Source organism: Actinomycetospora cinnamomea, from assembly GCF_003096675.1.
Classification (GTDB): Bacteria; Actinomycetota; Actinomycetes; order Mycobacteriales; family Pseudonocardiaceae; genus Actinomycetospora; species Actinomycetospora cinnamomea.
Genome location: NZ_QEKW01000001.1, coordinates 39,387 through 52,569, shown reverse-complemented (window position 1 = coordinate 52,569; position 13,183 = coordinate 39,387). Strand labels below are relative to the sequence as shown.

General features: G+C 78.0%; 12 protein-coding genes and 1 pseudogene. 6 read left to right on the top strand and 7 right to left on the bottom strand.

Annotated features, from left to right (window positions below; all coding sequences use genetic code 11):
• Positions 1 to 160: 160 nt before the first annotated feature.
• The 4 genes and pseudogenes from C8D89_RS30010 to C8D89_RS00265 form a co-directional block, all read right to left on the bottom strand.
• A pseudogene (locus tag C8D89_RS30010) lies at positions 161 to 775 on the bottom strand (esterase/lipase family protein); the annotation flags it as partial.
• Between the two features lie 307 nt (positions 776 to 1,082).
• Entirely contained in the window at positions 1,083 to 1,379 is a 297-nt protein-coding gene (locus C8D89_RS00275) for a hypothetical protein (protein WP_116706101.1), read from the bottom strand.
• A gap of 248 nt (positions 1,380 to 1,627) precedes the next feature.
• Positions 1,628 to 2,404 carry a class I SAM-dependent methyltransferase gene (locus C8D89_RS00270; RefSeq protein ID WP_207786981.1) on the bottom strand — a complete coding sequence of 259 codons (777 nt, stop codon included), beginning with the start codon at positions 2,402 to 2,404 and terminating at the stop codon, positions 1,628 to 1,630.
• Complete coding sequence (locus tag C8D89_RS00265) at positions 2,401 to 3,414, bottom strand: methylenetetrahydrofolate reductase C-terminal domain-containing protein (protein WP_243417643.1); 1,014 nt, start codon at positions 3,412 to 3,414, stop codon at positions 2,401 to 2,403. Before C8D89_RS00265 ends, C8D89_RS00270 begins: the two co-directional genes overlap by 4 nt.
• A 379-nt stretch (positions 3,415 to 3,793) precedes the next feature.
• Here C8D89_RS00265 and C8D89_RS28675 point away from each other — a divergent pair, with 379 nt between their 5' ends.
• From C8D89_RS28675 to C8D89_RS00240, 4 genes are all read left to right on the top strand, one after another.
• Entirely contained in the window at positions 3,794 to 4,993 is a 1,200-nt protein-coding gene (locus C8D89_RS28675; RefSeq protein WP_207786980.1) for a collagen-like domain-containing protein, read from the top strand.
• Positions 4,994 to 5,192: 199 nt separating this feature from the next.
• On the top strand, positions 5,193 to 5,945 hold the full coding sequence (locus tag C8D89_RS00250; RefSeq protein WP_116706100.1) for a glycosyltransferase: 753 nt from the start codon (positions 5,193 to 5,195) through the stop codon (positions 5,943 to 5,945).
• 198 nt (positions 5,946 to 6,143) lie between these two features.
• Positions 6,144 to 7,583 carry a glycosyltransferase family 4 protein gene (locus C8D89_RS00245; RefSeq protein ID WP_116706099.1) on the top strand — a complete coding sequence of 480 codons (1,440 nt, stop codon included), beginning with the start codon at positions 6,144 to 6,146 and terminating at the stop codon, positions 7,581 to 7,583.
• A 115-nt stretch (positions 7,584 to 7,698) separates the two neighbouring features.
• The gene (locus C8D89_RS00240; RefSeq protein WP_116706098.1) at positions 7,699 to 8,835 is read left to right on the top strand and encodes a glycosyltransferase family 4 protein; all 1,137 of its coding nucleotides are present in this window, start codon (positions 7,699 to 7,701) and stop codon (positions 8,833 to 8,835) included.
• Here the strand turns inward: C8D89_RS00240 and C8D89_RS00235 are convergent.
• The 3 genes from C8D89_RS00235 to C8D89_RS00225 form a co-directional block, all read right to left on the bottom strand.
• Positions 8,820 to 9,629, bottom strand: a complete 810-nt coding sequence (locus tag C8D89_RS00235) for a PIG-L deacetylase family protein (RefSeq protein ID WP_207786979.1) — start codon at positions 9,627 to 9,629, stop codon at positions 8,820 to 8,822. The genes C8D89_RS00240 and C8D89_RS00235 overlap by 16 nt on opposite strands.
• Positions 9,630 to 9,658: 29 nt before the next feature.
• A complete protein-coding gene (locus C8D89_RS00230; protein WP_116706097.1) occupies positions 9,659 to 9,892 on the bottom strand; it encodes a hypothetical protein in 234 nt (77 codons plus the stop codon).
• Positions 9,893 to 10,017: 125 nt separating this feature from the next.
• Complete coding sequence (locus C8D89_RS00225; RefSeq protein WP_116706096.1) at positions 10,018 to 11,742, bottom strand: Hsp70 family protein; 1,725 nt, start codon at positions 11,740 to 11,742, stop codon at positions 10,018 to 10,020.
• Positions 11,743 to 11,940: 198 nt separating this feature from the next.
• On the opposite strand from C8D89_RS00225, the gene C8D89_RS00220 reads away from it, so the two are divergent.
• Together C8D89_RS00220 and C8D89_RS00215 are read left to right on the top strand one after the other, a co-directional pair.
• Positions 11,941 to 12,522, top strand: coding sequence for a histidine kinase (locus tag C8D89_RS00220; protein WP_116706095.1), 582 nt, complete (start codon positions 11,941 to 11,943; stop codon positions 12,520 to 12,522).
• Positions 12,513 to 13,178, top strand: a complete 666-nt coding sequence (locus C8D89_RS00215; protein ID WP_116706094.1) for a LuxR C-terminal-related transcriptional regulator — start codon at positions 12,513 to 12,515, stop codon at positions 13,176 to 13,178. Before C8D89_RS00220 ends, C8D89_RS00215 begins: the two co-directional genes overlap by 10 nt.
• Positions 13,179 to 13,183 lie beyond the last annotated feature (5 nt).

Sequence of the window (13,183 nt, the reverse complement as noted above, 5' to 3'; positions counted from 1 at the left end):
TGCTTCTATGCGTTCGAAGTCCGCGTTCGCCTGCGCGGCCGGCCAGGCCCGCGATGCGGGCGACGACGTCGACGTCACCCAGCAGGCCGCAGTGGCCGACGCCGTCGACGACGACGGGCTCGGCGCCCTCCAGCATCGCCCGCGGGGGCGGGACGACGCCGTCGACCCGGGAGGCGACCGCGGTCCACGGCACGCCGGCCCGGCGGGGCGTCGCGGCGAGCGTGCGCAGGACGGGCGAGCCGGTGCGCAGGTCGCCCACCGCGCCGACCGGGAACAGCCGCGCCCAGGGGGTGCCGCGCAGCGGCGCGGCGACGGTGACGACCCCGGTGACGGTGCCCTCCAAGCGCCCGCCGGCCAGGCTCGCAGCCACGACCACGCCGCCGAGGCTGTGCCCGACGAGCGTGACCGTGCGGGCGCCGCTGCGGCGGGCGAGGTCGAGGACCTCGTCGGCGAGCCGGTCGCCGAGCTCCTCGACACGGGTGGTCCAGGGGTAGCGGTGGGTGACGACCGCGACGCCCGGTCCGCTCAGCGCGCCGGCGACGGCGTCCCAGCAGTGCGGACCCGCGCCGAGGCCGTGGACGAGGACGACGAGCGAGCGTGCCGACGCGACCGGGGTCGCGGCGCGCTCCGGGCGCCGACGCCCCGCACGCACCGCGACGAGCAGCAGGGTGACGAGCACCGCCACGACCACCCGCAGCCCCGCCCGGACCTCGTGGAGGTGACGGCGGGCCGACGTGACGACGCCGCGACGGTGCGACGCCGGACCCTCGACCATGACCCACCTCCGCCGCGCGGGGCCGGGCCCGTCGCCCGGCGCGTCCTGGCGACGAGGCTGCTCGGGCCGGCGGGCCGCGTCGGGAGGGCGCGCCCTGCGATGCGGTGGGGTGGTCCCCACCTCGCCGGTGGCGGGGAGATCAGCAGGCTCGTGCCGCCCGTGTCGATCTTCCGGTCCCGCGCAGGAGCCTGGTGATCATCGCGTAGGGGATCGGCGAGGGCGTGGAGCGCCCCGCGGCGACCGCGAACGGGGACTTTCGACGCATAGAAGCCGCGAACAGCGCGTTCGCTGCCGGGGGTGGGGCGGGTCAGGCCGGGCGGACGGTCCGGGGTTCGGCGATGGCCGGGACGGTGACGCGCAGGCGGTGGGGCGCCACCTGCCAGTAGCGGCGCTCGGGGTCGGCGCGGCGCCAGCGCTCGGCCAGTTCGGTGACCCGTCCCTCGTCGATGGCGCCCGGGCGGGCGCGCCAGCGGCGGGACCGGCCGCGGACCAGCAGGTCCAGCGCGCCCCAGGCCTCCTCGGCCGACCCGTGCACGGTCACGCGTGCCGGGGCCTCGCCGTCGCCGAACAGCACCGTGTAGGCACTGACCGCGTCGTAGGTCACCGCGTTCTCCTCCCGGCACCGGTCGGCCGGCCCCGCGGTCGCGGGGCCCGGATCAGCCGGCACACGTCCAGTAGACCCGGCCGGGGCGCCCGCCACGAGCGCGGCGCGCCCGGGGACGCCCGACCGGTCCGATCCGGCGGCGGGTGGTGCGCCCGGCCGGGTGTCGCTCGTCCGGGCGTGCCGCCGGGCGCACGGGCACCTCGTCCCGCCCGCCGGGCGGGCGAGCGGGCCCGCCCGTGCGGCCGGGGTCACACCGCCGTGGTCACCAGCAGCTGGGTGGTGACGAGGCGCTCACCCAGCAGGCGGCCCATGACGCGCTGCTGCTCCTCGGCCTGACGGTGGGCCGGGTGCTCACGGTGGTGGCGGCGCACGTGGTCGTCCACCCGGTCGGCGCGCTCGTCCCACCCCGCGGGTGCCCCGGGCAGGCGCGCGGCGTCGACCTCCTCGTCGACCCGAAAGCCCGCGTCGGCGAGCTGGGCGGCGAGCTCGTCGTGGGTCGGGAAGTCGTTGCCCTCGGGCTGCTCGGGCAGCGGGGTGCCGCCGTGCTGGAGCACGAGCAGACCGAGCCGCCCGCCGGGCACGAGCACCCGGCGCAGCTCGCCGAGCACCTGCGGGCGCGACGGCGTCACGCACAGGACGCCCAGCGACCACGCCACGTCGACGCTCGCCGACGGCAGCGGCAGCGCCTCGGACACGGCGGCGACCGTCGGGAAGCCGAAGAGGCGGCGGGCCGACCGCGCGGCGTGGATCATCGGCTCGGTCAGCAGCGGGCGCCCGGTCCAGCGGCCCCCGAGGTGGTCGACGAGCCACGCTGCGGGCCCGCCCAGACCCGCGCCGGCGTCGAGGAACCGGGCGTCGCCGCGCAGGTCGAGCCCCCGGGCGAGCCACGCGAGGTCGGCGGGGGAGCCGCTGCCCCGGCAGGCGGCCGGGACCGCGTGGTCGCGCCCGAGGTCGGCGACCGCCTGCTCGGTCCAGGCCGCGACGGTGTCGAACTCGGCCTCCATCGCCGAGTCGGGCCCGCTCATTGGCGCTCGTTCAGCCGTGCCGCGACCTCGGCCTTGACCTCCGCCCCGGCGCGCCAACCGTCGGCCGACGCCAGCCCCGAGAGGTTCACCCCGACCACCCCCGGTACCGCGAGCAGCGCCTCGGCCTCGGCGACGGCCGCCGCGATACCGGCCTCGCGCGGGTCGGGTGCCGCGAGCACCGCGGCCACCGCCTCCGCGTCGAGCGCGAGACCCGGGAAGGCGGCGAGCACCGCGGCCGAGCGCTCGTCGGTGTAGACCGCGACGCCGGCCACGACCGGCAGGTCCGCGCCCGCGGCCCGGGCCGCGTCGAGGAACGAGGCCAGCGCGTGGGGGGAGCCGACGTGGTTGGCGACGGCCAGGCACGCGCCCGCCCGCTGCTTCTCGGCGAGCGCGGCCGGTCGCAGCGCGGCGGGCGGGGCCGCCGGGGCGACGGCCACCGCGGCGGGCAGCCCCGCGGAGGCGGCGAGGTGGGTCAGGCGGGTGCTGTCGAGGTCGAACACCTGGGTGGCCTCGGGGCGCACGTCGTGCCCGCGCCCGTCCCCGGTCACGCACAGCGCCCCACCGGCGCCGAGCGCGGCGAGCCCGGCCACCTCCTGCTCGAGGACGACGCGGTTGCGGTCCCGGCAGGTCAGCGTGATCCACGGCTGCGCGTCGGCGGCGAGGATCTCGGCGGTCATCATCGTCGGCGGGAAGTCGGGACGGTGGTGGTGTTCGCCGACGAGCAGGGCATCGGACACCGGGGCGAGCAGCGCGAGGGCCTCGCGCAGCGCCGCCAGGTCGTAGGGCGGGACGCTGAGGTCGGTGAGCACGGCCGGGGCGCGCACCGGGACGGGCGTGGGCGTCGGGCCGGGCCAGACCCGGAGGCCGACCGGGTCCTCCGGGTCGCACCATGGACACGGCAGCGCGGCATCGAGCTCGCAGGTACCGTCGCTGCGCGCGCCGCCGCACGGGCCGAACACCATGCGCTTCGGGCAGGCGGTGAGGGGCGGGGCGAACAGCGTGTCGGCCACCGAGCCGCCGTTCCCGGCGCACCACCCCGGCCAAACAGGGGTGCGCGGACGAGTCCCGTCGGCGGCACTCGGGCGTGCGACGTTCGGCGGCGGGGGCGCCCGGCGAACCCTGCCGACCCGGTGGGTCTCGTCATGGGCGCAGCGGTGGTCGGTCGACGCCGCGCACGCCTACCGTCGAACCCACGGCCGGACTCGACACCGCGGTCCGGCCCGACGTCGACGCCGGCCCGCTCCGGGCCGCACCCGGCAGCTCCACGCGACGGTGGCCACCGGCCGCCGTCGGGCGCGCCCCGTGCGCCGGCGCTGGGGACGACGCGAACCCCTCCCGCACGAACGTGGCCCGGACGGCCGACGTCCCCCCAGCCCCCGAGGAGCATCCGTGGCAGAGACCGAACCCACCGGCGCGAGCGACGCCGACGAGACCACCACGCGTCCCCGGCGCGAGGGCACCGCGCCGAGCACGCCCGCCGAGAGGAGCACGACCGGCAGGACCACGGTCCGGCGGTCCGCCGGCGCGTCCCGCGAGGCGCGCGTGTCCCGGGAGTCCCGCGGGACCACCGGCACCACCTCCTCCGCGCGCGCCGCGCGCCGGACCTCGAGCAGCAACGACGAGGACGGGCTGCGGACCCGGCCCGGGCCGCAGGGCCCGCCCGGGGACAAGGGCCCGGCCGGCGACAAGGGCCCGGCCGGCGACAAGGGCCCGGCCGGCGACAAGGGCCCGGCCGGCGAGCAGGGTCCGCAGGGTCCCCGTGGCGAGCAGGGCGAGCAAGGCGAGCAGGGCCTGCAGGGCGAGCAGGGCCTGCAGGGCGAGCAGGGCGAGCAGGGCCTGCAGGGCGAGCAGGGCGAGCAGGGCCTGCAGGGCGAGCAGGGCACCCGTGGTGAGCAGGGCTTCCGCGGCGAGCAGGGCGAGCAGGGCACCCGTGGTGAGCAGGGCGAGCAGGGCCTGCAAGGCCCGCAGGGCGAGCAGGGCGTTCACGGCTTCCCCGGCCCGCAGGGCGCCCCGGGGGAGCAGGGTCTCCAGGGCCCCCAGGGCGAGCAGGGGGAGCAGGGCCTGCGCGGTGAGCAGGGCCTGCGCGGTGAGCAGGGCGCGACCGGTGAGCAGGGCGCGACCGGCGAGCAGGGTGCCACCGGCGAGCAGGGCGAGCGCGGTGCGCCCGGACCCCAGGGCATGCCCGGCCCGCGCGGCGAGCAGGGCCCGCAGGGCGAGCCCGGTCCGGCCGGTCCCCAGGGTCCGCCCGGGCCGCAGGGCGAGCCGGGCCCGCCCGGTCCGCCCGGGCCGCAGGGTGCCCCCGGCCCCCAGGGCGCCCCGGGCCCGGAGGGTCGGCAGGGCTGGGCACCGGAGCCGCGTCGCAACGGTGACGACCGTCGCCTCCCGCAGTCCGGCGACCTCCGGTCCGGTGACCGCCGGCTCGGCGGCCCGCCGTCCGGTGAGCGGCAGCCCGTCGCGCCGCGGCCCGTCGGCGCCTCGGTCGGCGACCTCGTGACGTCGACGCTGCTCCTCCCGATCCACGCGACGGACGCCACGCTCCGCTTCGGCTTCCGGACGCTGGCCCACCTCCTGCGAGGCGGCCGCCGGTGACCCGGTAGGCCCGTGACGACGGGGGTCCTTTCGCGCAGGAGGGCCCCCGTCGTCGTCCCGGGCGGGGGAGAACCCCACCTCGACGGGCGGGTGGGCACCGCGCGACGCAGGGCTCACACCATCGGCCCGCCGACCCGACGCGGCGACGCTGACTCCATCACCGGGGAGCCACCCCGGTGGCGCACCCCAGGAGCCAGCGATGACCGCCTCGACGACCGGCCCGACCGCCCTGCCGACCCGGCGCCCCGCCGCCGACCTCGAGGTCATCATCCCCGCCTACAACGAGGCGGCCCGCCTGCCGCGGACCCTCGAGGCCACCGTCGCCTTCCTCGCGGCGCAGCCGTGGGACGCACGGATCGTCGTGGTCGACAACGGCAGCGTCGACGACACCGCGGGCGTCGTCCGCGCCGTCGCCGCCCGGCTCGGCCACGCGGTGCCGATCGACGTCATCGGGTGCACCCGCGCCGGCAAGGGCGCCGCCGTGCGTCGCGGGCTCGCCACGAGCTCGGCGCGGTTCGTCGGTTTCTTCGACGCCGACCTCTCCACCCCGGTCGAGACGCTGACCGCGGCGATGTACCACCTGCAGGCCGGGGCCGGCGCCGTCATCGCCTCCCGCCACGCCCCCGGTGCGGGTTTCGCCGAGCCCCAGCCGCTGGGCCGTCGCCTCGGCGGCGCCGCGTTCCGGGCGCTCAGCCGCTCGGTCGTGCCCGGGGTGCACGACTCGCAGTGCGGGTTCAAGTTCTTCACCCGCGAGGTCGCCGCGCAGGCCGTGCGCGAGTGCCGCCTCGACGGGTTCGCCTTCGACGTCGAGCTCCTGCGCCGCGTGCAGCAGGCCGGCACGACCATCGTCGAGGTCCCGGTGACCTGGACCGACGACGCCCGCTCCACGTTCCACCCCCTCCGTGACGGGATCCCCAGCTTCCGCGCCGTCCTCTCGCTCCGCGGCGCCTGACGCGCGCCCGTCCGCAACACCCGCGCCCGTCACGGCCCCGCGCCGTGGCGGGCGCGGTGCTGCGGCGGGTAGGGAGAGCCCCACCGACGACCGGGGGACGGCTCCGGGCAGCGCAGGGCGCACCCCCTCGGTCCGCCGGTCATCCGGCGGCATCCTCGTTCTCGCAGGTCAAGAGACCGCGAGACCGAGGAGACCGAGATGACGACGACGGACACCACGCCGGGCACGCCCCTCACCGACCGTCTCGCCGGCCGCCACGTCCTCGTCCTCAACTGGCGCGACGTGCGCCACCCGCAGGCCGGCGGCGCCGAGCAGTACATGCACCGGATCGCGCAGCGCTGGGTCGCCGCGGGGGTCCGGGTCACCTGGTTCTGCGCCCGCCCCGAGGGCCTGGCCGCGCGCGAGGTCATCGACGGGATCACGATCGAGCGCGTCGGCGGCGAGCTCTCGCTGTACGCCCACGTCGGCGCCCGCCTGGCCGCCCGTGGCCGCGAGTTCGACGCGATCGTCGACTGCCAGAACGGCATCCCGTTCTTCGCCCCGGCCTTCGTGCCGCGCGACGTCCCGGTGGTCGGGGTCGTGCACCACGTCCACCAGGACCAGTTCGCCACCCGGTTCCCGGCTCCCGTGGCCGCGTTCGGCCGCTTCCTCGAGGGCCGCGTCGCCCGCCGCGTCCACGGCACCCGCCGCATCGCCGCGGTCTCGCCGTCCACCCGCCACGAGCTGCGCCGCCGCCTCGGCTTCACCGGGCCGATCTCGGTGGTCCCCAACGGTGCGGCCGCGCCGGTCACACCCACGATCCCCCGCGACATCGACCCGACCATCGCCGTGGTCACCCGCCTGGTGCCCCACAAGCGCGTCGACGTGCTGCTGCGCCGGGTCGCGGAGGTCGCCCGCCGCGTGGAGCGCCTGCGCGTCGACGTCGTCGGCGACGGCCCCGAGCGCCCGGCGCTGGAGGCCCTGGTCGAGGAGCTGGGCCTGCAGGCCACGGTGACGCTGCACGGCTACCAGCCCGACGCGGTGCGCGACGAGATCCTCGGCCGCGCGTGGCTGACCACCTCGACCTCCGACGCCGAGGGCTGGGGCTGCTCGGTCATCGAGGCCGCCGCCCACGGGCTGCCCTGCGTCGCGCTCGACGCCGCCGGCATCCGCGACTCCGTCGTCGACGGCGTCACGGGCCGCCTGGTGCCCGGGCCGGACGGCCTCGCCGACGCGCTGGTCGAGACCCTGACCGCGCTCGCCGACGACGACCACGCCGCCGCGGTCGAGGACGCCTGCCGCCGCTGGGCGTCGGCGTTCTCCTGGGACCGCAGCGCCGAGCTGCTCGCCGGTGTCGTGCTGGCCGAGATGCACGAGGGCCACCGCACGCAGGAGCGGGTCGCGCGTGCGGACCTGGCGACGGTCGCCCGCGTCCGCGGCATCCCCGCGGAGCAGGCGCGGGCCGCGCTGCGCAGCACCGACCAGGTCGTGCAGGACTCCGACGAGGTGGCGATCCTGCTGGTCGGGTGCGACGAGGTCGACGCCCTGGCGGTGCTCGCCCGGCTCGGCGCCACCCCGGTCGAGCTGCGCATCGCCGAGCGCCACGACCTGCTCGCCGGCCCGGCCCGCCGCCGTGCCGCCCAGCCGGTCGAGGCGTGACCACGGCGCCGACCACCGGGGCCGCTGGTTGCTCCGCATGGTCGGCGCTGGTTCGATCCGCCGTCGAGGACTCACTCGTCCGGGTGCCTCGGCCACTCCGGGAGACGAGGACGCGATGCACATCCTGCACCTGGGGTTCGAGCACCCCCACCAGCCCGGGGCGGGCGGGGGCTCCCGGCGCACCCACGAGATCGACCGGCGGCTCGTGGCGGCCGGGCACCGCGTCACGGTGCTGACCACGACCTTCCCCGGCGCGCGCGACGCCGAGCACGACGGCGTGCGCTACGTGCCGGTCGGGCCCGAGGTGGGCGTTCGGCGGGGCGCCAACCGGCTCACGCGCCTCCTCGGTTACGTCGCCGGCCTCCCGCTGGCCGTGCGTCGCCATCGCCGTGACGCCGACCTCGTCGTCGAGGACTTCTTCGCCCCGATCTCGAGCATGGGCGCCCCGCGCTGGACCGGGCGCCCGACGCTCGGGCTGGTGCAGTGGCTGCACGCCCGCGACAAGGCGCGCCAGTACAAGGTGCCCGTGCACCGGGTGGAACGCTGGGGCGTGCGCAGCCACCGGCGGATGATCGCGGTCTCCGCGGGCACCGCGGAGCGGCTCCGCGAGATGAACCCCGCCGCTCGTGTGGACGTCGTCGGCAACGGCATCGACCCGGCGCTGTTCGCCCCGCCCCCGCGCGTCGGGCGCGACGTCGTGTTCATCGGGCGCCTCGAGCTGCACGGCAAGGGCCTGGACCTGCTGCTCGACGCCTGGGCCGCCGTGTGCGGCGAGGTCGAGGGCGACCTCGTGATCGCCGGTGGCGGCCCGGAGGAGCCGCGCGTGCGCCGCCACGCGGAGCGGCTCGGCGTCGGCGACCGCATCCGGTTCGTCGGCTGGTGCTCGGGCGAGGACAAGACCGCCCTGCTGGCCGACGCCCGGCTCGTCGTCGTCCCGTCGCGGCACGAGACGTTCGGGCTCGTGGCGCTCGAGGCCCTCGCCGCGGCGACGCCGGTGCTGGCGTTCGACATCCCGTGCCTGCGCGAGGTCGTGCCGGAGGGGGTGGGCTGGACGGTGCCGGCCTTCGACGGTGACGCCCTCGCGGCGCGCCTGGTCGACCTGCTCACCGGCCCGGATGCGGACGCCACCCTCGCCTCGGCGGGGGAGCGGGGACGGGAGTTCGCCCGCGCCTTCGACTGGGACGCGCTGGCCGCCGCGCAGCTCGCGATCTTCGACGAGGTGCTGGCGGAGGTGGCTCAGGCGGCGAAGTAGGTCTCGGGCGCGGCGGGGATGACCCCGGAGGGGAACAGCGCGTCGGCCTGGGTGGCGTACCCGCGGATGAGGTCGGCCTTCGCCGCCCGTCCTTCGGGGCCCTCGTCGTGCCGCCACGCCCGCAGCCCGTGGCGGCGCAGGAAGTCCTCGTCGCGCGCGTGGGACTGGTCGTAGGGGAAGTCCGAGTAGTAGACGACCCGGCCGGGGTGACCGGCGCCGAGGGTGCGGGTCAGCAGGTGGTCGACGTGGCGGCCGACGCCCAGCGGGGCGAACACGAGGTCGGCGCCGGCGAGGCGCGCCTCGAGGCGGGCGGCGAGCGCGGCACCGAGCGCGCGGTCGCCGCGGGAGACCCGTCCCAGGGCGATGTCGTAGCGGAACGTCGGGTAGCGGTGGACGAGCTCGGGCAGGACCCGGGCGACCCGCGCGGCGGGGCCGGCCAGGGCGCGCGGCACCGCCCGTCGCCGGAACAGGGCGTCGGGCAGGCCGAGGTGCTCGTGGGACACGCCCAGCCCGTCCAGGACGACGCGGTCCTCCTCGCGGCGGGCGGCGAAGAGGGTCGAGCCGTCCGTGGCGTCGCCGTGGCCGCACTGGCGCAGGAACGACCGCGCGGCCCGCGTGTGGGGGCCGTCGGTCGTCGCGGTGAAGACGGTGACGACGTGGATCTCCGAGCGCGGGGCGAGCGCGCGCATCAGCGCGCCGCACGAGAGCACCGCGTCGTCGAGGTGGGGGGAGAGGAACACGCAGCGGGCCCCGGACGCGGTGGCGGTGCCGAGGCGCTCGAGCGGGCTGGTCACGGCGGGCTCCGGGGCTGGTGGGGCGGTGGTCAGACGGCGAGCAGGACGTGGCTGCCGACCGCGGTGAGGCGGGCGGGCCCGCCGTCGGTGGTGACCAGGCCGGCGCGGCCGAGGCGGACGAGCGCGAACTGGTCGGCGTTGAACCGGCCGTCGATGAACAGGGCCCCGCCCTCGACCGACGCGCGGCCGGAGGCGACGGCCCTCAGGACGGCGCGGTCGCGGTGGCTGACGGTGACGCTGATCGTGGCGGTGGTGGCGTCCATCGCGGGCTCCCTGACCTGGTCTCTCGGTGGTGACGACCAGGGTCGTGCGTCGGGGGTGCGCGCACCCGGGGGCGTACCCGACAGCCGTCCCCACCCCGCCCGGGGGGAGCACCCCACCCGCGGGCTCATCCGAGGACCAGCAGCACGACGACGGCGATCACCGCCACGACGAGCAGCGCCACCACGGCCAGGAGGACCGTGCGGCGGCGGCCGGTGCCGCCCGTCGCGGTGCGGTGCTCCGACGTCGGCGCCGCGTCCGCCGGCACCGGACGGGGAGCGGGCTGCGGGCGCACCGGACCCTGCCGCGGCGGCGGGCCCTGCGGGGGACGCGGACCGCCCGGCGGAGCGCCCCAGCCGGGGCCGCCCGGCCGGGGGTCGCCGGGCGGGCGGCGCGGGCCCGGGCCGGGAGCCGCGCCCGACGGGGGGCCACCCGGTGCGGGGCCCGGGCGGCCGCGGGGGCCGGGTGGGCCGGGTGGGCCGGGCGGCGCGGCGGGTCGCGGGTGGTAGCCGCTGTCGTGGGGTCCGCCACGGCCGGGAGCGGGCCCGCCGGGCAGCGCCGCGGGCGGCGAGGCCGGGGGCGGGGGGAGGGGTCGGGCGGCCCAGGCGTCGCGGGGGAGCGCGCGGGTCGCGGCGACCGGGTCGGGCGAGTGCACGACGGTGGGCGGCGGGGCGGCGGTCGCCGGCGCGGCGGCCGGTGTGGCCGGGCCGGCGGTCGCCGCGCCGCCCGCCGTGGGACGGGCCGCCGCGCGGGCGTCCCCGCTCACCCAGCCCGCGCCGACCGCGCCCGCGCCCCGGGCCGCCACCACCGCGGCCCCCAGGGCGACCGCGTGCTTCGGGTGGCTGTCCACCACCGTCCGGCAGCCCAGTGCGTCGCCGACCATGCGCCCGACCAGCGGGATCCGCGACGAGCCGCCGACCAGCAGCACCGCCGACAGCGCGTCCGCCCGCACCCCGGCGGAGTCCAGCGCCCGGCGCAGCGCCGCGACCGTCGACTCGAGCGGCGTGCGCACCATCGCCTCGAACTCGGCGCGCGTCACCGTCACCTCCTCCTGCCGGGTGGGCAGCAGGACGGCGACGCTCGCCTGGTCGTCGACCGAGAGCGTCTCCTTGGCCACGACGCAGTCCTGGCGGACGCGGGCCACCGCGGCGCGGGCGCGGGCGTCGTGCGGGTCGAGCTCGCTCACGGCGCCGCCGCAGGCCTGGTCGACGCGGTCGAGCACGGCCTCGTCGAAGTCGACGCCGCCGAGGTGCTCCATGCCCTCGGGCACGCCGAGGATCTCCACGCCGGCCGCGCGGCCCCGCAGCACGGCGGCGTCGAAGGTCCCACCGCCGAGGTCGTACACCCCGAGCAGGTCGCCCTCGGCGAGGCCGCGGGTGATCGCGAAGTGCACCCCGGCCGCCTCGGGCTCGGTGAGCATCGGCGGATCCTCCAGCCCGGCGAGCACGGCGACGTCCTCGAACAGCCCGCGGCGGTAGGGACCCCAGTTGGCGGGGTGGGTGAGCACGACCCGCTCCGGGGGCCCGCCCTCCTCGGCGGCGACGCGGGCGAGGACGTCGCGCAGCATCGCGGCGAGCAGCTCCCCGGCCGGGCGCGACGCCCCGCCGAGCACGACCGGCGTCGGGTCGCCGAGGCGGCGCTTGACCCCCCAGGCGACGTCGGCGGGCCGGCTGCCCGCCTGCCGGGCCGCCGCGTCGCCGACCGCGAGCGAGCCGTCCGGGCGGCGCAGGACGAGCGCGGGCTCCGTGACGGTCCGGTCGCCGAGGGGGACCATCTCGACCCGCTGGCCGTCCCGGGAGATCGCCGCGGCGACGAACGTCGTGCCGAGATCGATCCCCAGACTGTACGTCACGACCCCTCCTCCGGCGGGCTGACGGATAGTAACCTTCCCGCCCGTCCGTCAGCGACGTGTCGGCGGCGTCTCGCCACCCTGGGGGTCCTGTTGCGCACGAGGCGTGATCAGCGACGCCGACGCCCCGGGGATGTGCCCGATCCCCGTCGTGGGTGTTCCCCCTGGCGCGCGGCCCGCTCCGTCCTCGACGCTGCACCGATGACGCTGGGTGGCGAGCACGGTCGTCGCGCCGAGGAGCGGTGGCGTCGGCGCCGCGGGCTGGAGCGCCGGCTGCACGACGGACCCGCCCTGCGGCTCTCCGCCCTCTCGCTGCGCCTCGGCGTGCTGCGGGCCGACGCCCCGGACGGCAACGAGGCGTGGCGGCAGGGCCTCGACGAGTTCGCCGACGAGCTCGCGGCCGCCTTGCAGGAGCTGCGCGACGTCGCCGCCGCGATCTACCCGCCGCTGCTGGACGAGGCGGGGCTCGGCCCGGCGCTGCGCGAGCTGGTCGCGGCGAGCGGCGGGCGCGCCCGGGTGGACGCCGACGGCGTCCGCGCCGGCACTGCTGCCGAGGGCGCCGCGTACTTCGCCACCGCCGCCTGCCTCGCCGCCGACCGCGACGCGCCCGTCGACGTCCGCGTCCGCGTGGCGGACGGGCACCTCGTGCTGACGCTCTCCGGGGTCGACCCGGCGCTGCACGGGGTGGTGCTCGACGAGGCCGTGCCCCTGGGCGGGTCGGTCGGCGTCACCGACGCCTCCGCCGAGAAGACCGAGATCACCGCGAGGTTCCCGTGCGCGTAGCCGTGGCCGAGGACGGCGCCCTGTTCCGCCAGGGCCTGGTCATGCTGCTCGAGGCGGCGGGACACGAGGTCGTCGCGGTCGAGTCCGGCGGGGATCCGCTGGTCGCGGTGCTCGGCACCGTGCCCGCCGACGTCGCCCTGCTCGACATCCGCATGCCGCCCGAGCCCGACGGCGGCCTCGTCACCGCCGAGCGGCTGCGGGCCGCGCACCCGGACATGGGCCTGCTGTTCCTCTCGCACTACGCCGAGTCGCACTACCTCATGCGCATCCTCGAGATCGGCACCGACCGCATCGGCTACCGGCTCAAGGAGAAGGTCGGCAGCGTGGAGGTGCTCTCCGACACCCTCGCCCGCATCGCCGACGGCGAGATCGTCATCGAGCCCGAGCTGGCCAAGCGCCTCGTCGAGCGCCCGCGCGGCGAGAAGCGCGACCCCGTCTCGACCCTCTCCGAGCGGGAGCGGGACGTGCTGAAGCTGATGGCCGAGGGCCGGTCCAACAACGGCATCGCGTCCACGCTCTACGTCAGCGGCAAGGCGGTGGAGAAGCACGTCGCCAACATCTTCGACAAGCTCGGGCTGCACGCCGACACGTCCGCGCACCACCGCCGCGTGCTCGCCGTCCTGACCTACCTGCGCTCGCAGCGCGGCGACGCCTGATCCGC